25 protein-coding genes are annotated in these 23,998 nt (G+C 63.0%); 7 read left to right on the top strand and 18 right to left on the bottom strand.

The genetic code is table 11. The features are described from left to right. Positions 1-33 precede the first annotated feature (33 nt). From QM797_RS22125 to QM797_RS22045, 17 genes are all read right to left on the bottom strand, one after another. The gene (locus QM797_RS22125) at positions 34-888 is read right to left on the bottom strand and encodes a VOC family protein (RefSeq protein ID WP_283277813.1); all 855 of its coding nucleotides are present in this window, start codon (positions 886-888) and stop codon (positions 34-36) included. Further along, positions 881-2,341 (bottom strand): NAD-dependent succinate-semialdehyde dehydrogenase, encoded by a 1,461-nt coding sequence (locus tag QM797_RS22120; protein ID WP_283277812.1) that lies wholly within the window; start codon positions 2,339-2,341, stop codon positions 881-883. The genes QM797_RS22125 and QM797_RS22120 overlap by 8 nt, the downstream gene beginning before the upstream one ends. Then, positions 2,338-3,330 carry an ornithine cyclodeaminase family protein gene (locus tag QM797_RS22115; RefSeq protein WP_283277811.1) on the bottom strand — a complete coding sequence of 331 codons (993 nt, stop codon included), beginning with the start codon at positions 3,328-3,330 and terminating at the stop codon, positions 2,338-2,340. Before QM797_RS22115 ends, QM797_RS22120 begins: the two co-directional genes overlap by 4 nt. Next, entirely contained in the window at positions 3,327-4,340 is a 1,014-nt protein-coding gene (locus tag QM797_RS22110; protein ID WP_283277810.1) for a dihydrodipicolinate synthase family protein, read from the bottom strand. The genes QM797_RS22115 and QM797_RS22110 overlap by 4 nt, the downstream gene beginning before the upstream one ends. A 2-nt stretch (positions 4,341-4,342) precedes the next feature. Continuing rightward, the gene (locus QM797_RS22105) at positions 4,343-5,014 is read right to left on the bottom strand and encodes an EthD domain-containing protein (RefSeq protein WP_283277809.1); all 672 of its coding nucleotides are present in this window, start codon (positions 5,012-5,014) and stop codon (positions 4,343-4,345) included. Next, positions 5,011-5,589: an amino acid synthesis family protein gene (locus tag QM797_RS22100; protein WP_283277808.1), complete on the bottom strand. Its 579-nt coding sequence runs from the start codon at positions 5,587-5,589 to the stop codon at positions 5,011-5,013. The genes QM797_RS22105 and QM797_RS22100 overlap by 4 nt, the downstream gene beginning before the upstream one ends. A 23-nt stretch (positions 5,590-5,612) precedes the next feature. Continuing rightward, positions 5,613-6,803, bottom strand: a complete 1,191-nt coding sequence (locus QM797_RS22095) for an amidohydrolase family protein (protein ID WP_283277807.1) — start codon at positions 6,801-6,803, stop codon at positions 5,613-5,615. A gap of 84 nt (positions 6,804-6,887) precedes the next feature. Further along, positions 6,888-7,085: a ferredoxin gene (locus QM797_RS22090; protein WP_283277806.1), complete on the bottom strand. Its 198-nt coding sequence runs from the start codon at positions 7,083-7,085 to the stop codon at positions 6,888-6,890. Continuing rightward, the gene (locus tag QM797_RS22085; protein ID WP_283277805.1) at positions 7,082-7,591 is read right to left on the bottom strand and encodes an aromatic-ring-hydroxylating dioxygenase subunit beta; all 510 of its coding nucleotides are present in this window, start codon (positions 7,589-7,591) and stop codon (positions 7,082-7,084) included. Before QM797_RS22085 ends, QM797_RS22090 begins: the two co-directional genes overlap by 4 nt. After that, on the bottom strand, positions 7,588-8,916 hold the full coding sequence (locus QM797_RS22080) for an aromatic ring-hydroxylating oxygenase subunit alpha (protein ID WP_283277804.1): 1,329 nt from the start codon (positions 8,914-8,916) through the stop codon (positions 7,588-7,590). The genes QM797_RS22085 and QM797_RS22080 overlap by 4 nt, the downstream gene beginning before the upstream one ends. 385 nt (positions 8,917-9,301) lie before the next feature. Then, the gene (locus tag QM797_RS22075) at positions 9,302-10,228 is read right to left on the bottom strand and encodes a branched-chain amino acid ABC transporter permease (RefSeq protein WP_283277803.1); all 927 of its coding nucleotides are present in this window, start codon (positions 10,226-10,228) and stop codon (positions 9,302-9,304) included. Beyond that, the gene (locus tag QM797_RS22070) at positions 10,225-10,953 is read right to left on the bottom strand and encodes a branched-chain amino acid ABC transporter ATP-binding protein (protein ID WP_283277802.1); all 729 of its coding nucleotides are present in this window, start codon (positions 10,951-10,953) and stop codon (positions 10,225-10,227) included. Before QM797_RS22070 ends, QM797_RS22075 begins: the two co-directional genes overlap by 4 nt. After that, on the bottom strand, positions 10,950-12,722 hold the full coding sequence (locus QM797_RS22065; RefSeq protein ID WP_283277801.1) for a branched-chain amino acid ABC transporter ATP-binding protein/permease: 1,773 nt from the start codon (positions 12,720-12,722) through the stop codon (positions 10,950-10,952). The genes QM797_RS22070 and QM797_RS22065 overlap by 4 nt, the downstream gene beginning before the upstream one ends. Positions 12,723-12,754: 32 nt before the next feature. Beyond that, the gene (locus QM797_RS22060) at positions 12,755-13,900 is read right to left on the bottom strand and encodes an ABC transporter substrate-binding protein (RefSeq protein ID WP_283277800.1); all 1,146 of its coding nucleotides are present in this window, start codon (positions 13,898-13,900) and stop codon (positions 12,755-12,757) included. Between the two features lie 259 nt (positions 13,901-14,159). Continuing rightward, a complete protein-coding gene (locus QM797_RS22055; RefSeq protein ID WP_283277799.1) occupies positions 14,160-14,873 on the bottom strand; it encodes a GntR family transcriptional regulator in 714 nt (237 codons plus the stop codon). A gap of 102 nt (positions 14,874-14,975) precedes the next feature. Further along, the gene (locus QM797_RS22050) at positions 14,976-16,019 is read right to left on the bottom strand and encodes an NHL repeat-containing protein (protein ID WP_283277798.1); all 1,044 of its coding nucleotides are present in this window, start codon (positions 16,017-16,019) and stop codon (positions 14,976-14,978) included. A gap of 275 nt (positions 16,020-16,294) precedes the next feature. Next, a complete protein-coding gene (locus tag QM797_RS22045; RefSeq protein WP_283277797.1) occupies positions 16,295-17,188 on the bottom strand; it encodes a LysR family transcriptional regulator in 894 nt (297 codons plus the stop codon). Between the two features lie 79 nt (positions 17,189-17,267). Here QM797_RS22045 and QM797_RS22040 point away from each other — a divergent pair, with 79 nt between their 5' ends. From QM797_RS22040 to QM797_RS22010, 7 genes are all read left to right on the top strand, one after another. Further along, positions 17,268-18,479, top strand: coding sequence for a cytochrome P450 (locus QM797_RS22040; RefSeq protein ID WP_283277796.1), 1,212 nt, complete (start codon positions 17,268-17,270; stop codon positions 18,477-18,479). Continuing rightward, positions 18,479-18,802, top strand: a complete 324-nt coding sequence (locus tag QM797_RS22035) for a 2Fe-2S iron-sulfur cluster-binding protein (protein ID WP_283277795.1) — start codon at positions 18,479-18,481, stop codon at positions 18,800-18,802. Before QM797_RS22040 ends, QM797_RS22035 begins: the two co-directional genes overlap by 1 nt. Continuing rightward, positions 18,799-20,028, top strand: coding sequence for an NAD(P)/FAD-dependent oxidoreductase (locus tag QM797_RS22030; protein WP_283277794.1), 1,230 nt, complete (start codon positions 18,799-18,801; stop codon positions 20,026-20,028). The genes QM797_RS22035 and QM797_RS22030 overlap by 4 nt, the downstream gene beginning before the upstream one ends. Positions 20,029-20,150: 122 nt before the next feature. Beyond that, positions 20,151-20,612, top strand: a complete 462-nt coding sequence (locus QM797_RS22025; RefSeq protein WP_283277793.1) for a nuclear transport factor 2 family protein — start codon at positions 20,151-20,153, stop codon at positions 20,610-20,612. Next, complete coding sequence (locus tag QM797_RS22020) at positions 20,609-21,373, top strand: SDR family NAD(P)-dependent oxidoreductase (RefSeq protein WP_283277792.1); 765 nt, start codon at positions 20,609-20,611, stop codon at positions 21,371-21,373. The genes QM797_RS22025 and QM797_RS22020 overlap by 4 nt, the downstream gene beginning before the upstream one ends. A 31-nt stretch (positions 21,374-21,404) precedes the next feature. Next, entirely contained in the window at positions 21,405-22,109 is a 705-nt protein-coding gene (locus tag QM797_RS22015) for a cysteine hydrolase family protein (protein WP_283277791.1), read from the top strand. Positions 22,110-22,140: 31 nt separating this feature from the next. Then, complete coding sequence (locus tag QM797_RS22010; protein WP_283277790.1) at positions 22,141-22,992, top strand: aldo/keto reductase; 852 nt, start codon at positions 22,141-22,143, stop codon at positions 22,990-22,992. Between the two features lie 49 nt (positions 22,993-23,041). Here QM797_RS22010 and QM797_RS22005 read toward each other — a convergent pair whose 3' ends face one another. After that, positions 23,042-23,914 (bottom strand): alpha/beta hydrolase, encoded by an 873-nt coding sequence (locus QM797_RS22005; protein ID WP_283277789.1) that lies wholly within the window; start codon positions 23,912-23,914, stop codon positions 23,042-23,044. Positions 23,915-23,998 lie beyond the last annotated feature (84 nt).

The following is a 23,998-nucleotide window of genomic DNA, read 5'->3' as shown; positions in this document are numbered from 1 at the left end:
AGCCCTTTGAGCTCCCTCGCCGACGCGCGGTCCTCATTCCATGAAGGACGGCGGAGGCAATGGGCCCCACGTGTTCAACGTCTTGGTCATACGGTCGCCCGGCTGCCATCCAATGGCTTCGCTCTCATCATCGAGAATGTGAACCATGTCCGAGAACAGTTCGATGCGCAGTCCCGAGCTCGGATCGCATACGTACACGAACAAGCTTCGACCGGGACGATGACGACCCGGACCGTACTCGATCTTGAATCCCGCGTTGTCGAGGTGGTCCAGGACCGGCTGGTAGGCGTGCCAGCCACCTACCTCCAGTCCGAGATGATGGACAGCTCGGATCCCTCCGGGACGAAGCGCGACATTGTGATGCTCACTACCAGTCCTGAGCCAGTACAAATCCTCCCCGATGTACTCCGAAAGGCGAAGGCCCAGTGTCTCTTCGAGAAAGTTGGCTGTGCGCGTAGGCGAAGGCGACTTCAGATTCACATGCCCCATCCGCCGCGGTCTCAGGACAGATTTCGGTGGCAGGTCCACATGAAGGTTCGACTCGAGTTCGAAGGACATCCGGATCTCGGTCGTCGGATCGACGACCGAGACCGACGTGTCGGAGGACCGGGTGGCCCCGAGCAGTCGCGAGAGCTCACCCAACTCGGCATCGGCAGGGAGTGCGAACACAAGGTCTCGCACCGACAACTCCACCCCCGATACCAATTCGATCGCACCCTGACCGCGTCCTGCGTGGTACTCGCCTTCGCAGACTGCCATGAGACGGTCGTCGACTTCGATGATCTCGAGGTCCAATCCGTCTGCGAAGAACGCTGCCGTTTCCTGAGGATCAGGTACCGTGACGACGATCCTCTCGAGGGTGCCGGCCGGCTTACGCCCCTCACGCATCGACGGCCACGTACTGCAGGTCGAGGTAGTCGTGAAGACCTTCTCGACCCCCCTCGCGTCCGAGACCGGACTGTTTGATACCGCCGAACGGCGCAGCCGCGTTGGACACGATGGGCCGGTTCAGAGCGACCATCCCGAAATCCAGACGTGCAGCGATGCGGAGTCCTTCTTCGGCACCCGAGGTGTACAGATACGCCACAAGCCCGTACTCGGTGGAGTTAGCGATGGAGATCGCGTCGTCGATGTCGCGGAAGCTCGTCACCGCGGCGATCGGTCCGAAGATTTCCTCTCGGAAGACGTTGGCATCGGGACTGACGTCGGTCAGCACGGTCGGCTCGAAGAATGTGCCCGGACCCGTCATCGCCTTACCGCCTGCAGTCAGACGGGCCCCCCGGTGGACTGCGTCGGACACGAACTCTGTCAGCTTCGCGCGTGCAGTCTCGTCGATGACCGGTCCTACCTGGGTCTGGGTATCCAACCCATGACCCACCACGAGGGCGCTCATCCGCTCGCTGAGCCGACGGCCGAATTCCTCGACCAGCGATTCGTGAACCAGGAAGCGGTTGGCGGCCGTGCACGCCTCGCCCATGTTGCGCATCTTGGCGATCATCGCTCCGTCGACCGCCTTGTCCAGATCGGCGTCGGCGGTCACGATGAACGGGGCGTTGCCACCGAGTTCCATCGACGGTCGGACGATGTTCTCGCCGCACTGCGCGACCAGAGCGCGCCCCACCAGGGTCGAGCCGGTGAACGAAACCTTGCGGATACGACCGTCGGACAGAAGTGCCGCGCATACCCCGCGTGCGTTGCGGGTCGTGACCACGTTCAGGACGCCGTCGGGAAGGCCGGCCGACACCAGAAGGTCGGCAAACTTCAGCGAGGTCAACGGCGTCTGCGCCGCCGGCTTCAACACAGAAGTACAACCGGCCGCAATGGCCGCGGCCACCTTCCGCGTGGCCATCGCCAGTGGGAAGTTCCAGGGTGTGATCAGCAGGCACGGGCCGATCGGACGCCGCGAGATGAGCATGCGGGAACCGCCGTCCGGCGAGGTCCGATAATCACCCTGGATGTGCGATACCTCCTCGGAGTACCACCGCAGGAACTCCGCACCGTAATCCACCTCGGCACGCGCTTCGGCGATGGGCTTGCCCATTTCCAGGGAAATAAGGCGCGCGAAGTCCTCGCGCTGCTCCGTCAGCAGATCGAACGCGCGCCTCAACAACTCCGCGCGTTCTCGAGTCGACGTCGCCGCCCACCGGGATGCAGCAGCCACGGCCGAATCCAGTGCGCCCATGGCCTGGTCGACAGACGAGTCGGCGACGGATGCAATGACATCTCCGGTGGCTGGATCGATCACATCGAAAGTGCTGTCGACGTCGACCCATGTGCCGCCGATCAACAACCCGCTCGGCATTCCTTCGGTCGCGAGGGGCGAATAGTCCTGTGTCGTCATGCCAGTTCCTTCTTTCTCACCGGGGCTCCGGTCTTCAACTCGCTCAAATTTCCGATGTCACGACCGAGGCCCGCCTCCGCGGCCTTCGCTATCAGGACAGCACTGAGTGCAAGATCCTGCACGGCGGTACCGACCGACTTGAAGACAGCGAGATCCCGCTCCGGGTCGGAGAGTCGTGGCCCTGCCCACTCGGGAAGGGACACCAGTGCCCCGTCCGAGAGCGCGCCGCACGCCAATGCTGCGGCAACGTCGCCGGATTCCGTCAGCACCTGCGCGACGTCGTCGACCAACACCGAATGGGCCCTGGCGAAGGTGTCGTCGTCCAACTCCCGTAGGTCCGGTCTGGTCGAGCCGATCGACAGCACCGTGGCACCGCGGGCGAACGACTTACCGTTCACCACCGGCTCACTCGCCTTGGTCGCCAGAACCGTGACGGCGTGAGCGGCGCACACTGCGTCCGCCGAATCCACGGCCACGATGTCGATACCGAGATCGGTACTCATCCGAGCAGCGAAGCTCTCTCGCTTGTCCTGCGAGCGGCTGTAGACGGACACGTGGCTCAAGGGCCACAGGCGCGCGAATGCACGCAGGTGACCCTCGGCCTCGAAGCCGGTACCGATCAGCCCGAGGGACGACACTCCATCCGGCACCAGCAGGTGCCCCGCCAATGCCGTCGTCGCCGCAGTGCGGTACTTGGTGATCTCAGCGGCGTCCAGCGTCGCGAGCAACTCGCCGCTGTCCTGCCGATAGACCAGGATCAGATAGCGATTGCCCACTCCCCTCGCCAGGGTCATGATCTTGGCTCCCATGAATTCACCGAGAGCGGCGGGCATGACCCGGAGGAACCCGGTGGCGACATCGACGTCGATCCGCGGGGGAAGTTGCTCCGCGCCGGCGCGCTGCGATTCCAACGCCATGACGGCGGCGTCGAACGCCACGGTTTCGTCGCAGAGACCGCCGATCACGCCGCTGTCGAGATGGATCGTCACCGAACCCTGCCGGCGTAGAAGTCAGCATCGTCGTCCGGGAACTCGAAGCCGGAGGCGACGAGGCCGCCGCGCAGTGACTTCATCTGTCCCGGCGCGATGCGCATCTGCGGCATACGCAGCAGTCCACCGTTGAAGCCGTGCAGCCACGACATGTACTTCCACCCGTTTCGATGGATCAGGTTGGCTCCCGCGAAGGTGCCGTGGAAGGCGCCCTTCGCCTCTCGGCCGGCGTTGTAGCTCCAGAAGATCTTCATCGCTTCGTCGAACCGTCCGGCGTTCAACTCGCTCATGACGCGCGGCACACGATCACCGTAGGAGTCGTATCCACTTGTCCCCCACCAGCGCACGCCGAACATCTTCGACAGCGCCGGAGCGTGCTGCTCCATCGGGTTCTGAACGATGACGTACGGACTGCACTTTTCGTGGACCTCGACGAACGACGTCATCAGCGCACTTCCGCCGCCTTCGTACTTGAGCGCGGCCGCGGTCTCGATCTTGCTCATCTCCACCATCGCCTCGACCGGGAAGCCGTTGGGGGCGAGGGGTTTGAATCCCCATGTCGACGCGCCGAAGAGGATCATCGCCAAATCGGTGCGGTCGGTGATGTAGCGCGTGTGCTCGACGATGTCGGCAGCGCTCTTGGGACGGAATGCAGGCGGGTAGGACAGCAGGCCCGCCTCGGCGCCGAGTGCGGTGGCAAGCTGCGCTACCTCGAGGGACTGCTCCACCGTGTCGAAGCTCAGGTGGGCCACGATCTTGAACCCCTCCGGAGCTGCTTCCATGGCGACTTCGAGGAAGCGCTTGTACTCCTCGAACGTCGTGCCGCTCTCGGAGGCGACCAGCGTTCCCCAGAATCCCAGTTCAGCGGCGCGAGCAATGTCGTGACGAATGCCGTTTTCGTTCAGACCGGAGAAGTCCTCCGAGAACGAAGGCAGGGTGACAGCGCAGCCACCCTCCCATTCGGTGAGTGCACGTTCCTTGATGTCGCTACGGCGGTACGCGAGTGCCATGTCTAATTGCCTTTCGAGGTGGAGTGAGAGATGGAGAAGGGTTCGTAGACCCATCTCCCGCTGGTGAACCACGGTTTCGCCGCCAGGGCGTCCCGTCGTGGGGTGTCTCGTGCTGCTGCCCGCTCCGGTGCGTCGAGCACAGCCGGGTTCGCGATCTCGTGCAGCGCCAGGTGCGTCCAGGGATGGCCGGCGAAGCCGGGCCGTACGAGGAAACGTCGGACGCGGAGCCAGCCGGGCACCTTCATGAGGAGTGGGACGTGCTCGTCTTCGTACCAGCCGTCGAACTCCGCACGGTCCTCGTCCGGCACGGAGAAGGCGACCACGTACAGCGTGTGATCTGTACCGGTGGCATCCGACGCGAGTTCGGGTGAGGTATCGGAGATCTGGTCGGTGATATAGCGCGTGAAGCCGTCGACACGTTCCAGAATGCGAGCGGTCCGCTCCGGAGGGTTCTTCTTCAGGTCGTCGTATTCCGGGGTATCGAGCGCCGCCATGTCGTCGAGGAAGTAGCACGCCAGGTGCCAAGGCTCGGCATCCTGGCGGTAACGCAAGGCATGACTGAATCCGGGGATGGCCATCCTCTGCGGGATGTGTTCGGAGTCGTACCAGTCGTCGAAATCCTCGCGTAGGTCGGCAGGAGGGGCCATCTGAGAGAACAGAAGTCCTTTGCTCATCGCAGTCCATCTCCCACGGCGTCGGCCTTGGTGAGCCCACCGATGCGGTGATGGAGTCGACCGCGGGTGGCCATAGCGGCGATGACAGCAATTTCGTCCGCGCGGGGCCCTGTCGGCAGTGACACCGTGATGGCGTCGTAGAACTCCCGGACGAACAATGCCTTCTTGTATGCCAACGGCACGTCGATCACCGTTCCGACGGTCCCCATCTTCGTGGCAGAGGTGACCCAGCCGGTACCTCCGATGCCGTCGCGCATCGCGTCGCCGAATGGGGTCGTGAGGCAGGCGACACCATGCTCCTGCTCGCCGGCGAGGCCGACGACGGCGCCCTTGCCGCAGCTCTCTGCCTCGGCACCGCCGAGCGCAGCCTTGCACCTACGCACCAGCTCGATCGCCAGATCACCGCTGGGTTCGAGCAGTTCCGACAAGTCGTCGCTGAACGGCCTGCCGGCGTAGGGATTCTTGATGACGGCCGTGACAGCCGCCTTGATCAGTGGGACATCGGCGCGGGGGCCGTTGTCGTGGTGCACTTCCTCGACCGAGGTGTACCAGGTGCGCACTTCGAGTTGGTTCATGTGGCTCCTTTCGTGATGGAGGGTCAGTGACCCGCGGATGAGGAGTCCGAGGCGTGGCCCCGGACTGTGATCGAGCGGCCGGCAGCGGGCGTGTTGCGACTCTTCGTGTATCGGACGACGCCGTCGGTGATGGCTGAGCACACACCGGGCACATCGCCGACCTCGAGCGCTTCGGCCCAGGTGGTACCGACCGACCCGAGCGGTGCGTCGAGAAGGAGTAGGTCAGCGGGGCGGCCGACCTCGAGACGGCCGGCCTGGAGCCCGAAGACATCGGCGACCCGTCCGGTCATGGAGGCGATAGCTTCCTCGACCGACAATCCACCCAGGGACACGAGTTCGGCACTGAGATGCCAGAGCGCCAGCGGGACCACTCCGGTACCTGTCGGCGTATCGCTGGCGATCAGGATTCGGTCGAGTTGACCGTGCTGAGTGGCCAGACGGCACAGGTCCAGCGACGATCGAAGGTTCCCGGCCATCACGAGTTGCAGCGCCATGGACCCCTCGACGACGAGCCGCTCGTTGTCCTCGGGCGTCATGGCCGTCGGTCCACCGTTCGAGTGAAACGACACGTCGGGTTTGATCTCGAGAAGCGCTGCCGCGTCCATTCGCTCCAACGTGCCGGGGATGCTCCCGCCACCTGTGTGGACCGTGACGACGATGCCGGCTTTACGTGCGTCCCGCACGATCGGCACGTAGTCGTAGGGCGACGAGAAGGCACCGAAGCCGCCCTTGGCCAGCCACACTCCCTGCTCACGCAGGTAGGCGAAGTCGTCGTAGGTGAGTCCGGGTTCGAGGATGACCGACCCGGCGTGCACTGTCATGCCTCCGGGACGGAAATTCTGAAACGAACGCTGCGCCGCGATCGCCAGTGCTTTGACACCCTCCGGGTCGGTGGGCCGCCCGGGGACGTGTACCTCGCTGGCACTGATGGCACGTGTGACTCCCCCGTGCACGTAGCTCTCGAGGAAGCCGACGGTCTGTTGTCTCGGAGTGAAGTCACCGAAGGTCGAGTGCACATGGGAGTCGATGAGTCCCGGTACGGCTCCGACGCCCCGAGCATCGATGAGAACTTCGTGGTCGTCGTGACCCACATCCGCACTGTCGCCGATCCACTCGATCAGACCCTCCCGGATGATCATCGCGTCGCCTGCGAGACCTGTACCTGAGGAATCGCCGATGTGGCTGAGGCCGATGTTGATGATGGCAAGACTCATGCTGCTCCTCCGAGGTCGTGTGAAAGCCATGTGTAAACTGTATACACTATTAGTGAGGCATGGGGAAACCCTCATCCCCTCGGATCACCCTTCGTCCACCGAAATAGCCATGACCGGGCACATCGGGATGGCCGCCAGGACGGCGGCCTGCTCCTCGGCTGTCTCGGCGACGATCTTGAGGAGGACAGCCTGTCCTCTATCGTCGATGTCGAAAAATTCGGGCGCTGCGGCCAGGCAGTTCGCGTATCCCTGGCAGACGGACAGATCGAGATTGACTTTCACAGGAAAACCCCCAAGTTTTTGGTGGACATGGATGCCTGGTCGAGAAGGATGCGGCGGTTCGAGATCAGCCATGCGTCCTCGTGTGGACGAAGAGTGTCCTGCCGCTGGCCGACGATCAGATCGTGAGCACCCAGATCGCCCCGGCTGCGGTAGAGCAGCATGTTGGTGCGTACAACGAGCGCTTCGCTGCCAACGGACACCACCCTCACGTTGGTGATGAGCCGGCGCGTCAACGAGGGAGGGTCCTCTGCCCACGCCACGTCTGTTCTCAGACGCTTGACCCGCAGGGTCAGCGAGCTCTTGGTGTCGTCGAAGTGTCCAAGCTCCTCGATGACATCGGATGCCGGACTCTTACGGTTCACCCGGATCGGGGCGAAGTATTCGACATCGTCGGCGAACAGCTCGAGCCACTCCTCGAAACGTCGCTCGTCGAGCAGATCGGCCTCGAGGATGTAGAAGTCCTCGAGCGCGATGCGCGTCGCGAGATCGACCAGGGGCCGGGTCATCGCGAACCTCCGTCCAACACCATGTTGCGCCACACTCCGTAATAGGAGCGTGCGGCCGACTCACTGAACTTGCCGTCGAAAACATCTCCGGGACCGGGAAACTCGTCCTTGCTCAACGGAGTCGCGTCGATGCCCATCGCGTAATGGAGCATGAACTCGTCGTCGCGGTACAGGGCGTTGTCGGACGATTTGGTCTGCATTTCCCAGTTCTCGGTGTCGTCCTGATCGAACATGCCCGAAGAGCTGAAGGTCTGCGTGTACATCCGGCGCCCGAGCTTCTTCCACCACTCAGGCGCGTTCTTCTCCACGAGGTGCCACGACCAGACCTGTGTGCGGCCGGGGCCGGCCGGCTGCCACACGCGCAGCATCGCGCCGGCAACACGCTTCCCCTCGACCTCGATGAAATTCGGAATCAGAAAGGTGAAGTTCGGGAAGATGTTGCCGTGCATGTTCTTCAGCCGCGACAGCGTCTCGAACTGGCCGGCGTCGAGGTTGTCGCGGTACTCGTCCTGCAATTCGGCTGGGAAGTACGACTTCTCGTCGAAGTGCACCCCGACCCCGAGCCCGTGACCGGCGCCGGGGTCGACGTGGTACCCGTCGCGCCCGAAGTCGACGCCCTTCACCAGACCGAGACGCGTCAAGAACGAATGAGCCGTAGCCGTGTGATAAGCGTCCGATGCGAAGTTGTCGGCGGGGAGACGCCAACTCGTAGGGACGACCCACCGCTCAGGAACACCGACGACTTCCATTTCGGCACGACCGACGATCAGGTCGAGATACCAAGCTGCGTTACCTAGATGGTCCTCGAGCGACAGCCCTTCCTTCGCCCACGTCGCAAAGATAAGACCCTTGTAAACCTCGGTACGGGCCTCGACGAGGTGAAAGGCCTTCCGGTCAAGGCCTTCCGGATATGCGACCTTCTCGAACGGCGCGCCCATCAAGGTGCCGATGAAGTCGCCTTTCGAACCGTACGTGAAGCCGTGATAAGGACAGCGCCAGTTGTTCACCTCGCCGAAGTCCTCACAGGCAAGCCTCATGCCCCGGTGACGACATGCGTTCAAGAACACGCGTACCACCGCATCATCGCCACGACCTACGATGACCGACTCCTCGCCCATTGTTCGAGTGACGAAGGAACCTGGATTCGGCACCTCGGAAACGTGACCGACGAACTGCCAGGCTTTGGGGAATACCCGCTCCAAGTCGAGCTCATAGACGTCCGGATCGGTGTAGACGAACAACGGAATCTCACCCAGCTCGGGACGCACCGTCGACCGGATCCTGTCTTCCAGTGCTCGCCGGCCTGCCACGTCGTATCGACTCATGTAGACAGAATACACTTCAAGCGCCTTCCCATGCACCCTTCTCTGACAAACGAGTTCGATTCATCGGATATTCGTAGGGAAGTCGACGACACCCTCGAGGACGTCTCGGGGTGCGCGCCCCCAAGACCGTAGTTTCGCGCGCGGTATCGACCGGACGAGAACGTTGTCGACTGGAGACAAGTCCCGAACGGCAGTGGAGTCGATGACGAATTCACACTTTCCACCATCACCATGGCCGCGCCATCGTGTCGAGCCATGACTCGAACGACGTCTGTGTCCTGATCGAGCCCACGTGCAATGCGCGGGTCGTGGTCGCCTACAAAACCGAACAACGACGTGTCCGGGCACTCGGAAACGATTGCCTGCGCGATCACCTCGCTGACACTCACCGGACGGATTCAGTGGGGGTCGGTCGCATTGCGACCCGAAGCCTGGTGGGCAGAATCCCGCCGTCCGCGCGGGCGGCGTAGAGGTACACAACCCCGAGGAACGCTACGAGAACTATCACCTCGCTGACACTCTGGCCCAGGTAGCGCGCCGAGTAACCCTGGATGGATGCGACAACCACCGCACCGACGACGGCCATGCCATCGCGACCGAGTCCGACGATGGACACCGCCATGAACGAGTAGATCGCAATGACGTCCCCGCCGTTGTAGGCGATCCCCTGGGTCGGGGCGATGAGAAAGCCCGCGAAACCAGCGAGGAGCCCGGAGAGCGTGAAAGCCAACGTGCGGAAGGATGCGACTCGCAATCCCAAAGCTCTGGCAGCCGACGGACTTACGGCTGCGGCCCTCATCGCGCGACCCATGTCCGTCCTCCGGAAGAACATGAAAAGCGCACCTGCGACTACCGCAGTCGCGAACCACATCAACAGCGACTGCTTGGCTATGAGCACCCCGCCGACGTCGATAGTTCCCGGCAGTAGTTCCTGCGGGCGCGTCACGGTGCTCGGACTCAGTTTGAATGAGACCTGAACCAGGATCAGACCGAGTCCGATCGTCAGAATCAGCGGGGCGAGTCCGCGCTCGTCGAGGCCCAGCGAGGCAAGAGGGCGAAGGACGAGCCGTTCGGCAACGAAAGCGATGACACCGGCGGAGATGACAGCCAACAGCCCTGCGAGCCAGGGCGAGTCGATCCCCCACGAACTTTGGAACCGAAAGCTGAGGATCGCACCGAGAATGTAGAACTGTCCGATGGCGAAGTTCAGGTATCCGCAGGTGTTGTAGACGACATTCCAGCCGAGTCCGATCAACAGGTAGGCGGCCGTCATCGTCAACACGAACTCGGTCGTTTGCAGGAAATCGATCATGATGTCGCTCCCGTGGCGAAGTAGTCACTGGTGAGGTCGCTGACGTCGGCGCCCTCGGCCGGCTCGTCTCGAGTGATCCGCCCTTGTTGAAGTACGACGCAGCGATCGGCGGCACCGACTGCCTCCATGACCCGCTGCTCGACCAGCACAACTGCGCGGCCATCATCGGCGAGAGCGCGACACGTGTCCAGAACTTGATGCCAGACGATCGGAGCGAGACCCATCGACGGCTCGTCGAGCAACAACACCTTCGGATCGGTGATGAGCGCGCGCCCGAAGGCCACCATTTGTTTCTCTCCGCCCGACAGTGTCGTGACATCCTGCCTCAGTCGTTCACCGACTTTCGGAAACACCTCTATTGCGCGGGCGATGCCCGCTTCTGCCTCAGCTCCGGTCAGGCGCGCTGCTTTGGCCGCGACTCTGAGGTTCTCCCACACGGTCAGACCCGGGAACAGACCGTGCCCCTCGGGCACCAGACCCACGCCGAGTCGAGTGCGCTCGTGCACCGGTTTTCCCGACAGTTCCGAACCGTCCACCGAGACGGTGCCTGATGTCGCGCGAAGCGTTCCGATGATGGTTGTCAACAGGGTGGTCTTGCCGGCGCCGTTCGGCCCGGCGAGCAGGACCAGCTCGCCGGGGCGCGCAACCAGGTCGATACCGTGCAGAACCGCGAGGTCACCATGCCCGGCGTGTAGACCCCGGATCTCGAGTCCCGTCGAGCTCATGACATCTCCTCCTCGATCTTCGTTCGCCCACGCGGACCTCGGCCCACGTACGACTCCTGGAATTCTGCGGAGGCGAAAACCTCCTCGGTCGGACCGTGCATGAGGAGCCGCCCTCGGTCGAGCGCGATGATGTCGTGTGCCAGAAGCCGAACGAAGGGCAAGTTGTGCTCCACGACGACCACGGTGCATCCGGTCGCGTGTAGCCCGCGGACAACCTCGGCGAATTCCCGAGCCTCCGAGTCGTTCAGACCTGATGACGGCTCGTCGAGCAGGACCAATCGGGGCCGACTTGCTATGGCGCGAGCCATCTCCACGAGCCGGCGTGTACCGAAGGTCAATTCGGCGACGTCGTCCTCGTGGCCCTCGGTCAGTCCGACGTCTGCCAGCGCGCGTTCGGCGCGGCGGCGGCGCTCCCCTTCCGACACGAAGGACTCTCCACGTGCGCCGTGATCGACACCCAACAGGACGTTGTCGATGATGCTGAGACTCGAGACCAGCCTCAGCCGCTGATAGGTCCTGGTGATGCCTGCGCGAGCGCGACCGCTTCGGGTGACGGTCGTGATGTCCGCGCCGTCGATGAGGATCGAGCCGGCGCTCGGTTGTTGCTCAGCCGCTACCAAGTCGAGAAGTGTCGTCTTTCCGGCACCGTTCGGGCCTATGAGGGCCGTCAAGGAACCGGCGGTCAACGTGATCGAGACGTCACCGACGGCCGTCAACTCCCCGTAGCGCTTCGTCAGGCCTCTGATCTCGAGTGCAAGGGGATCGACAGCGACCGGTGCGGCGTCGGTCTCCATCACGATCGGCTTTCGAGCATGTTTGCCACGCAACGGAACAAGTCCCGAGAAGTCTCCCCAGCTCGGCCACAGTCCGCGGGGAAAGAACAGAACGGTCAGCACCACAAGGACGCCGAGGAGCGCGAACCGGTAGTCGGAATAGTCGCCGAGGACCACGAAGCTGCCTTGGTAGATGAAAGCTCCGAAGAGCGCGCCGATCAGTCTGCCGTTGCCTCCGATGATCACCGCTAGGGCCAAGGCGAAAGACTCGAAGAGACCGAACCCGTTCGAGGAGACGAATCCGTAGGCTGCCGCGTAGACACCCCCGGCAAGACCGCCGAGTAGTCCTCCCACCACGAAGACTTCACGCTTGAGCATCCAGGGGTTACCTCCGAACCCGGCCAAGACACTCTCGTCCTGGTGCAGTGCGTGGATTGCGCGGCGGGAATGACTTCTGCCGTACCGCAGATGCAGCCCGATGATGATCAAGGCAAGCAGAACGAGCGACAGGATCAGGTACGACTCCGCACTCTTGAAAGAGATGCCGAAAAGTTCGAGGTACGGAACGCCGGAGATACCGCTGTTACCGCCCGGGATCCAGTCCCCCGTGCTGATCGCGCGATCGACCAGGAGGGCCACCGTGATGGTCGCCAGTGCAAGATAGTCGCCTCGTGCTCGCAACACGGGAGAGACCACGAGTGCCAGGACGCCGCCACCTCCGATCGCGCAGAGGAGTCCGACCCACGGCGGTAGACCACCGTCGACAGTAATTCCTGCGTAGAAGTAGGCACCGGCCAGGACGAACGACGCTTGGCACAGGGAGATCTGTCCGGCACTTCCCAGCACCAGTCCGAGCCCCACGGTGGCGATGCCCCAGATCGCGGTGAGGGACAGCATGAGTACGACACTCTGCGCCTGAACAAGCACCGCGACGACATACACAATGACGATCGCCGTCCGAATCAGCGCTCCCGCCTTGATCTTTCGCGCAGTCACCGCTATATCGTCCGAAACCGTCAGTGCGGACGTCATTTCGGCTGCCACGTGCCGTCGGAGCCGACCACGACTGGGACATGCATGCCGACGCCGTCATTACCTCGATGATCGTCTTCGGTCCAAACACCGCGTTGCCACACGCCCTCGAAGGTGAAATTGTTCTGCAGGGCGGCCTGCAGGTTGTCACCTCCGGTGCCATCGGCGGCTTCGTAGGCCTGCTTTGCGATCCAGACGGAGTCCCATCCGGCAGCGAGCACGGCGTCCCTCGTCCCGACAACCTTCAAGTACTCGTCGACTGCAGCGCGCTGCTGCGGATTGGCCGACGACTTCGGATCGAACAACGAGGGCAGTAGATTGACGATTTGCCCGCCGGGCTTCGCCGCGTCGTTCACCAGTCCCGCCGCGATGTCGTCCGACGACAGGCAGTTCATCAACATGATGTTCCCGGTGAACCCGAGCGCCTTCGCGTCGGCGACGCCGGCGAGCACCGTCGGCGTGCACTGTGTGAACCACAGGGCATCGACGCCTTGGGCAATGACCCGCTGAATGCTGGCTTTGTAACTCGTCGCTTCTGGATCGGTTCGCTCGATGACCGCATCGACCCCCTTCTCCGCGAAGGCAGGGGGAACGAGACGGTCGATGTCGTCCCCGCTCTGCGCCTTCTCCGCAAAAACTCCGATCCGGTTGCCGTACTTCGACAGCTCTTCCGAATACGCCTGAACCGTGACGTCGTACGGTGATCCGACACCGAACATCCTCGACGTCTCATCCGGTAACGGGTCGGTGCTGAGGCACAGAGCTACCAGGTCGAGCCGTTCGGCGGCTGGACCTTCTGCAGCGCAGGAGGCACCGAAGGCGCCTCCGAGCACCATGCTGATTCCGCTCTCGTCGAATGCGCGAAGGATGCCCACAGCCTTGGCCGGATCACCCGCGCTGTCGCGCACGTCGAGCTGGACCTGACGTCCGTTGATGCCCCCGTTCTTGTTCACGTCGTCGACGGCGGCCTCCATTCCGTTGACGACGAGCCCGAGAACCGGGACCGGACCGGTCTGTTCCGCGATCACACCGAGGACGAGTGGTCCGTCCTCGGCAGCGTCGGTCGACCCGCCGCACGCGGTCGCCATGAGCGAGAGGGCGAGGGCCGCTGCCCCCGTGGCCAGAGTTCGAGATGTGCGCATTGTTTCGTCCTTCCGCCGGCTCGAGGCCGACCCGTTTTCGGTGGACTGCGTTGGGAAGATTGTGACTACTGTATTCATTCTGTCGGCCCGCGCATCGGATTTGGACTTTCCGGACCGCGTCACCTACGCATGAGTGAACCCGTTGAACTAGGGTTCAATGCAATACATGTCACACAACGTTGACAGAAACGACACACTTCTCGCACGACGGTTCGGTGTCCAGCGCCCTGCCGGGAGTAGGAAGCGGAGCGGTCATGCCTCAGGCGTGGACACCGGCGTCTGCCTGCATCAGCCGCCCTGCGGCCAGGACCGCATCACACGTGTGCATGACGTGCTGAACGGAGGCCTCCCGCGCGCCGGCCGCGTCGCCTGCCTCGATCAAGTCGAGGATGTGGTCGTGCTCATCGCAGGTTTCTGCAGGCCGATGCACACCATTACCTTTCGACCACAGGCGGCTGTAACGCTGCGACCGCATCTGCAGCGGCTGCAACACGCCCATACCCTCCTCGGACTTCGCCGCCGCGAAGAGCAGGGAGTGGAACTCGCGGTTGAGCTCGAGCCAGGACGGATGGTGCGCCTCGTTGCGAAGCAGCTCGTTGATTTCTCGGGCTCGCAGAATCACACTCGGGTCGATCGACGGTATTGCGCGCTCGATCAACCATCCTTCTATCAACCCGCGCAGCATGAACACATCAGCCAGGCGGTGAGGATCCGTCCCTCGGACGTAGGACAGCTTGTGAGCGTGGGACTGGATGAGCCCCTCCGCCTGAAGTTGACGAAGCGCTTCTCGTACCGGGACACGCGAAACCCCGAAGTGGGAGGCCAGATCGACCTGGTTCAGCTGGGTTCCGTCTGCCAGGACGCCGTCGTTGATGGCTCGGCGCAGTGACTCGACGATGTGGTCGGCGGTGATCCGTCGTCCGGACAGACTCGACCCGACCTCGATCATCGAGAAGTTCGATGGCGCGTTCATGTACACAGAATACATGTCATGTCCACATTTTTCGGATACCGATCGATGCGCAGTGTCGACAGAAACCTCGAGTCACGGCCGTTCTGCCGGCTCGGATCAGCGCTAGGACGGGGTGACGGATGAGTAGCGCCCCCCGATGACCCATTCTGCGACCACCAGCCTGTCGTGAGCGTCGACGGCCACGGCGTGGGGAGAATTGAATCGGCCGGCAACGAGCTCGGTCGGTCGTTGGGCGACGCGGCCTTCGCCCAACGCGTTGGGCCACCCGGGACGCCCTTTGGCGTCAGGATTGTCACCGACGTGCCCGACGAGTCGATCGTCCTCGCCCAAGAGCGTCAACCGACCGTTGAGCTCGACCACGGCAAGGGCTCCGGCCCACATCGCAATGCCGCTCGGGGAATCCAGGAACTCCTCACCGACAAGCCGTGAGAACCGCCCCTCGAGGTCGTAGACCGCGATGCGCGCGTTACCGCGATCCGTGACGTACAACTCGGGGGACTTGCCCGGACGCCGGTCCACGAAAACCGAGTGCGGGCAGTCGAAACGTCCGGCCCCTTCGGAGCCGGTGAGGGTCGCGATGTGCTGACCTGCGCTGTCGAACCGGTGGACCACGTTGCTCCCGTACCCGTCTGCGACCCAGATGTCGCCCCTACCACCGAACCTCGTCTCGTCGACGGCGACGGCAGTGGGCGCATACGGCGCATACGGACCGGGAGCGTCGTCGGTCACGGCTACCGGGGTGGGCAGCGAGCGAACGATCTCTCCCGCGATCGTCATCTGCACGACCCTGCCGGGCGTTCTCGTCACATCGAGACCCGCTCCGAAGAATGGTGGGAGCTTCGGGCTGCCCGCGCCGTGTCCGCACGCGATCGCGAACCCGGGATCGGCGATCCACACGAGATCGCGGTCGCCCTCGCGCACGACGGTCACGCCGTGCCCCTCCGTCAATTCCGTCTCGGCGATGCTGACCACGGACCCGCCACTGTCGATCACGACGAGCTGGCCCGCATGAAACCCGACCAGTTCACCCGTCGCTGTGAAAGCGATGCCGTGATGGGCAAACGCCTTGTCTGCTCCGGGAACAGCGGACAGGTCGGCCCAATCGGAATCGACCTCGGACGACGACAACTTGGCGCTGATACTCACAGTGCTCCTCGATGATGGTGACTCGCGTGAACGCGATGGAATGATGCCCCGAATTCGATGCCGGAAGTCCCGGTTCGACGTGTGGGCTCGAAGCTCGACGGCGACGGGTCCGACCTTCCCCACGTTCGGGGCTACGATCATCGCCCACTGAGCAGGACGATGCCACTACCCGATGTGATGGATCCGACCACACGTATGGGTGGCTCGGGCCGCGTCGTCGAAGAACGCCGGCCACGATCCCGCCGGGGACCGGTCCGAATTGTTCGGAGCCGTGATCATAAGCGCGGCACGATGTCTCGGCACGACGACGCAAAAGCCTGTGCCCGCCGACTGAGCTGAACAGCCGCCGAGTGGGCCAACACCAGCTCGTTGGTGAGGGGATCGTCGTGTATCGGCACTTGAACCAGACCTCGGCCGCCGTGCGAGTAGTCGACCGACGGCCAGCCGAGCATCGTTGCGTAGCCGAGACCACGGCTGACGAGTGCGTGGGCCATGTCGAAGGTCGAGACGTAGTGCCGGACGCTCGGTTGGAAACCCGCTGCAGCGAACAGCGCTCGGTGGTACTCCCGGCTCGGCGCGTTGTCGAGCATGATCAACGGATGGGGTGCGAGTTCGTCCAACCCGACAGATCCCCGTCCCGCGAGCGGGTGATCGGGATCGAACACGGCGTACGGACGTCCGGTCCGCAACGGTTCGACCACGATGTCGTGCACCCGGTTCTGATCGTAGAGAAGGGCGATCTCACATCGGCCCGACGCGAGGGACTCGGCAAGCTTGTCCGAGGGGGCCTCGATGAAGTCGACGACGATCTCCGGCTGGCGTTCGGCGAAGACCTTCAACAACTCCGGTAGAACGAATGGTGCCGCCAGACTCGTGCAGCCGACGACCAGCGACCCGCGGAGCACATCCGCCTCGTCCTTGACGAACGACCGGACCTGTTCGGCGTGCGCCAGCAGGGCGCGCGCCCTGGGGAGCACCCGACGTCCCGCTTCCGTCAACTGGAGTGGTTGCCCCTTCGCCCGGACCAGCAATTGAGTGTCGATGCTCGACTCCAACTGCGCGATCGACAGAGATATCGCGGACTGCGACACGTACAGACGTCGAGACGCCTCCGTCATGGTTCCCGCGTCGACCGCAGCAACGAAGTATTCGAGCTGTCTGAGGTTCATCACGTCATGAGTATTGCTCATACTCACCGTGAGCAGAATCTATTTTCCAAATAGTGGGTTACCTGGCCATCATTGATCCATGACCACTGCAGCTCACACCTCGAACTCGGAACGACACACTGATGTCGATCCCTACAGTGATCGGTACTTTGCGGACCCCTACCCCGATCAGGAGCGGGTACGCGAGCTGGGTCCCGCCGTGTGGCTCGACCGGTACAACTGCTGGGGCCTCGCACGGGCTGAGCACGTCGAGATGGCGCTTCGCGATCACGAGACGTTCTGCTCCAGCCGCGGGGTGGGCCATCTGGATCTGTCGAAGGGCGAACTGTTTCGCACGCAGAGCCTGGTGATCGAGGCGGATCCTCCTGATCATACCCGGGCACGTCGAGTGCTGTCGCGGGTGCTCGGCCCCAAAACTGTGAAAGCGTTGAAGGAAAGCTTTCGGTCGGAGGCCGAGGCCATTATCGATCCTCTTGTCGAACGGGGACGATTCGACGGTTTCGCCGACATCGCAGAAGCTTTTCCGTTGAAGGTATTCCCTGATCAACTCGGCCTCCCTCCAGGAGACGAGCGCAAAAAACTTCCCCTGATCGGGGCGCTGGCATTCAACGCCTTCGGTCCGATGAACTCGCTCATGGAGCGCTCGCTGGAGAACGCCGACGAACTGATGAAGTACGTCGCACTGAATTGTCGACGCGAGAATCTCCGCGCCGGCAGTCTCGGAGCCATGGTGCACGAATATGCCGCCGAAGAAGGGTACTCGGACGACGACGGTGGCATGCTCGTTCGAAACTTCCTGATCGCCGGCGTCGACACCACCATGAACGGCATCGGCAATGCGCTGTTCTGTCTCGCTACTCATCCCGACCAGTTCGCGGCATTGCGCGCCGACCGTACACTGGTCAGGTCCGCCTTCGAGGAGAGCATCAGGTTCGAATCTCCTGTTCAGGCCTTCTATCGCACACTCACCCGTGATGTTCGAGTCGAGGACGTCACCCTCCGCAAGGACGACAAGGTGTTGCTGTTCCTCGCGGCCGCCAACCGCGATCCACGGCGATGGGACCGGCCGGACGAATACGACATCCAGCGCGGACCGAACGGACATGTCGGATTCGGTGCAGGGATTCACGCGTGCGTCGGTCAGATGTTGGCCCGCTTGGAAGGAGAAAGTGTGCTCGGTGTGCTGGCAGACAAGGTGAAGGCATTGACCCTCGACGGCGAACCGGTCCGAAAGTTCAACAACACCTTGCGAGGCTTCGCCAGTCTCCCGTTGCGGATAGAGGCAGCCTGATGCCGAGAATCACATTCGTACCGGCCGAGGGCCATTCGCGGACCGTCGAGACGGCGTCCGGAACCACCCTCAAGGACGCGGCAGTCGATAACGGCATCAACGGAATCATTGCCGAGTGCGGCGGAAATGCTATGTGCGCAACCTGTCACGTGTATGTCGGCCAGGAATGGCTGGACCGAATTCCCGGACCGGATGAGGTGGAAGACGAACTGCTCGGCGACACTGCGTCCCCGCGAGAAAGCAACAGTCGCCTGAGCTGTCAGATCTCGGTGATCGATGATCTCGATGGAATGACCGTCCATGTTCCTCGGGACCAGGAATGAGCGACTCGACGGTCGTGATCGTCGGTGCGGGACACGCGGGTGTTCAGGTTGCCGCGTCGCTCCGTCAACACGACTCGGAGCTGCCGATCGTTCTGATCGGAGACGAGGACGGCATGCCTTACCAGCGGCCTCCTCTGTCGAAGGACTTCCTGAACAGTGGTGGCCTTCGACAGCTCGATCTCCTGCGACCGGCCGAGTTCTTCCAGGACAACGACATTGCCCTGCGACAGGGACACCACGCGGTGGCTCTGCACCGAGAAGCACGAGAGGTGGAACTGAGCTCCGGCGAACGTATCGGCTACGCGAACGTGGTGCTGGCAACCGGTGCACGCCCCCGCCCACTCGCCGTCGACGGTAACGCACTACCCGGAGTGCACTATCTGGCTACCGCGCAGGATGCACGGGACATGGCGCCGCGATTGACGCCCCATGCTCGGGTCGTTGTCGTGGGTGCCGGTTTCATCGGGTTGGAAGTGGCCGCTGCTGCTCGAAAGCTCGGGAGCACCGTGACCGTGCTGGAGGCCGCTCGACGATCCATGTCTCGTGCCCTGTCACCGGAGTCCGCCGACTTCTTGGTCTCCGAGCACCGCCGCGCGGGAGTCGATGTGCTCACCGGGACCGTTGTCGACACGATTCTCGGCGACCAGCGCGACGGCGTGACAGGTGTGCGCTGCACGAACGGGGTGACGATCGCAGCTGACCTCGTAGTGATCGGTATAGGCGTGGTGGCTGCAGACGGTCTTGCCCGGCAAGCACATCTACCCACCGACAATGGAATAATTGTGGACGAGATGCTTCGCACCGAGGATCCGGCCATATGGGCTGTGGGCGATTGCTGCCGCTTTCCCACGTCCGAATCGCGGTCGATCCGCCTCGAATCTGTTCAGAACGCCAGCGACCAGGCCAAAGCGGTCGCGCAGTCCATCGTTGGGACCCCGACTCCGTTTGCGGCAGTTCCCTGGTTCTGGACCACTCAGTTCGGTCACAAGGTCCAGATCGCGGGTCTGCTGGACGGCTACGATAGCCACGTTCTTCGTCGAGAATCGGCGAGCAGCTTCTCGGTACTGCTGTATCGCGGGTCGCAACTCGTCGCGGTCGAGTCGATCAACCGTCCGCTCGATCACCTTGCTGCTCGCAAGCTGTTGGCGGCCGGCATCTCGCCGTCGTCGAGTGACGCAGCTGATCTGTCCGTCGACCTGCGGGTGCTGGCCCGGCAGGTTGCATAGGCCCATCCCAGTGACGTCGACCCTCACCGGAGACGTAGGGCCTTCCCATCTTTCCAGGCCGTCGTATGGCCGCCGCGAAGGAAAACACGTAGTGTATTCACTATACAGTTGGAGGTGATTCCATGACACAGGATGCCGTTGCTCTCGTCCGCGCTCATCTGGAGGCGGAGGACCGACAGGACCTCGACGCCACAATGGCGACTTTCAGTCAAGAATGCTGGTACTCGATTCCCACTCAGGGATATCTTCTGCGGGGCCAGGAAGCGGTCCGCGCTCACTACGCATCGCTCTTCGGGTCGTTTCCCGACCTCGTCAACGAGGAGGTCACCTTGCACGACGCCGGTGACCGTGTCTTTGCGACGATTGTCGTCCGACGCCATCATCGCGGAGCGTGGGGTCCTTTCCCCGCTACCGGTCGCGAGGTGGTCACCCACGCCCTGGCGGAATTTCCGGTCGGCACAGACGGGCTGCTCGAGGCCGAGATAGTGCACATCAACCCGCTCGAAGCACTTCATCAGATCGGGGTGGTCCCGACGCAGAGTGTCATGGAGTTAGCGCACCTTTATCACCAAACCACCTCATGACCATGGCGCTACTCGAGGGACAGATCGCCATTGTCACGGGCGCGTCTCGCGGCATCGGCGGCGGGGCGGCGCTCGCGCTGGCCCGAGCAGGAGCCGGCGTCGGCTTGATCGCTCGAAATGCCACTGCTCTGAGTGAACTCGAAGCCACTATCCGGGGGCAGGGCGTGGGCAAAGTCTCGCTCCGCGTCGCCGACGTCGCCGACCCCGTGAAACTGCGACATGCTGTCGAGAGCCTCTCCGAGGAGCTCGGCCCGCCGTCGATCCTGGTCAACAACGCCGGCGCCATCGATCGCACTGCCACGGAGGAGATGACGGAGGAGTCGTGGCGACGCGTGTTCGATACCAATGTGGGCGGTGCCGTGACGGCGGCCCGCGCGGTCCTGCCCTCGATGAAGGAACTCGGCGGCGGTTCGATCATCAACGTCGCGTCGCTGAGCGCACATTTCGGCGTCCGGCGCGCCTCGTCGTACGGAGCGAGCAAGTCCGCGCTCCTAGGGCTGACCCGGGCGCTCGCCTTGGAATGGGCCCCTCATCACATTCGCGTGAATGCCATCACGCCCGGGTACATAGCCACGGATTTCACGGCGAAGCTCACTCAGAACAGCGAGCGGACGGCGAGCATCTTGGCTCGCATCCCGCTCGGGCGTTGGGGCTCACCCCAGGACATCGCGGGCACCGTCGTCTATCTCGGATCATCTCTTTCCGACTATGTCACCGGACAGGTCGTCGTCGTCGACGGCGGCTACAGCATCGACGGCTGATCCCAAGCACAGCAACAGAACAGGAATGAACATGACACGACAGACCGACGCTCCCCGCTGGTGGACGACTATGGTCACCGACGCAGACCCGGACGCCTACAGCAAGGGAATCTGGTCCGTTAAGAACACACTGGGAACGCGACCGGCTCTTCTGGTCATCGACGTCGTACGCGCCTTCACCGGTGAGGAAGGACAGTCGATGGAGGAGGCGACAGCCGACTTCCCTACTTCCTGCGGACCGAACGCATGGGAGTCGATGGATCCCCTGAAGAGGGTGATCGACCTGGCCGAAGGTCAAGGGTGGCCCATCGTTTACACCACTGCTCTCACCGGCATGGCCTCGATCTACGGCGGGACTGTGAAGGGCGATGGTTCCTCGGGCGCATCGGCCATGGACAAACCGGAATCTCAAGACATCCCGGACGCCATCACGCCGCCCGAGTCCGCGGTCGTGTTCGCAAAACCGAAGGCAAGCGCATTCTTCGACACCGCCTTGATGTCCTACCTCGTACGACAAGGCGTCGACTCGGTGATCGTGACCGGCGGGACAACCTCTGGCTGCGTCCGCGCGACCGTCATCGACTCCCACTCACACGGATATCCGACCTTCGTCATCGAGGATGCGGTGTTCGACCGCTCGCGATTGAGTCACGGGGTGAACCTCTTCGAGATGAATGCGAAGTACGCCGACGCCATTACGGCCGACCAACTCGCCGACATCGCGCTGCAACGCTGACCGATGCCATTCGATCGAAGGTGAGTGCTTCATGTCCGAACATCAGGGCGTCCCTCTGATTCAGCTGGGAAGCAACGTCACGATCCCCCAGCTCGGATTCGGCGTCTTCCAGGTTCCGCCCGATGCCACAGCCGACGTGGCAACGGACGCCCTGAACATCGGGTACCGGCATATCGACACCGCCGCAGGATATCGGAACGAGCCCGGCGTCGGCGAAGCACTCCGCCGCGTCGGGCTCGACCGTGAGGACGTGTTCATAACGACCAAGTGCTTCAACGATTCTCATGGCTACGAGCCGGCCAAGCGGGCGTTGGACGTCAGCTTGTCCCAGCTGGGGGTCGATTACGTCGACCTGTACTTGATTCACTGGCCCGTTCCGTCGCGTGATCTCTACGTCGACACCTGGCGAGCTTTGATCGACATGCAGCGCTCCGGACTGACCCGAGCAATCGGTGTTGCAAACTTTCAGCCCCGACACCTCGACCGCCTGCTATTCGAAACCGGCGTCACGCCGGCCATCAACCAAGTCGAACTGCACCCGCTCTTCACCCAGACCGGACTTCGAGAGAAGCACCGCGACCTGGGGGTCGTGACGGAAGCGTGGAGCCCCCTGGCTCGTGGCCAGGTCTTGAACCATCCGACGCTGCGTGAAATCGCCGAGTCGTACGGGCGTACCCCGAGTCAGATAGTCATCAGGTGGCATCTTCAGCTGGGCAACGTCGTCATTCCGAAGTCCGACAAGACTGCTCGCTTGCGGGAGAACTTCGACGTGTTCGACTTCGAGCTCGTTTCCGATGACATCCGCCGTATCAGCAGCCTCGATACCGGCTTGCGCATCGGCCCCGATCCCGACACACTGGTCGACCCGCGGAAGCCGCGCTGAGACCGAAGACTTCTCCGGTCTGCCGAACAGTGTGTCGGAAACGGGTGGTTCAGACGCAGCTCGCGGCAAACGCCAGGCGGTCCTGGTTCAATTGTCGACCCCCGAGATGATGGTCGGTGTTGTGTCCGCAATTCGGGTAGATCCCCGCATCGACGCGTGGGGACGCTGTGAAGAGCGCCGAGAACACGGCCAGCGATTCTGCATCCACAGGCTGCATGGAATCGTGTTCGCTGAGGCGGATCTGGACCGGGACGGTAACGCCGGCCGCCACCTTCTCCACCTCGAGCGGCCATTGCGACACCCACTCACGGATCTCGATCGCGGGTGCCGGTGCGATGCACGACGCGGCAGCGGCGAATACGCTTTCGTCGTACGATCCCTCGGGGCCGTAGAACATACTTCTGATGGCCTCGGGACCGAGTGCCAACGGAAGGTGGATCGGCATATCGACCAACGATCCGGCGAGGTCGGTCATGCTGGGAACGATCAGTCCTGACGTACCGTCGATACTCACCCCGAGCAATGGCCAGCGTCGATCCATCCCCGCAATACGAAGGGCGATGGTTGCGCCGAAGGAATGCCCTACAAGGATGATTCCAGGCCGACCGTCGCCGTGTTTCTGCCAGGCATCGTCGATAGCCTGTTCGATGATCCGTGACTGAGTGGGGTACCAGTCCGTCTCCACGGTAAGTGGCCCGCTCTCACCGTATGCGGGTCGATCGATGGCGAGCGCCGCATGTCCCCGTTCGTAAGCGCTCGCCATGAAACACGAATCCCCTACCTCGAAATAGCCTCCTGTGTAACCGCCGCCGGGAATGCAGACGATCAAGGCCGTTTCTCGGTCACCGCCGTCTGTCCGGCTGGCAGCAATGGGGTGGCCGGCTCCGTCGAGAATCTCGCGTACCGAAAGATGTTGCGACATAGTGATGTGACTTTCCGCTCGAGTGACCAGATTGACGGGGACCGCGATGGCCGAGATACCCAACAGGCCAGTCGAACCCTTATG

Origin of the sequence: Rhodococcus sp. IEGM 1381, assembly GCF_030056795.1 — a bacterium.
Classification (GTDB): domain Bacteria; phylum Actinomycetota; class Actinomycetes; order Mycobacteriales; family Mycobacteriaceae; genus Rhodococcoides.
The sequence above is the reverse complement of the archived record's forward strand: the minus strand, read 5'-3'. Positions and strand labels throughout refer to the sequence as shown.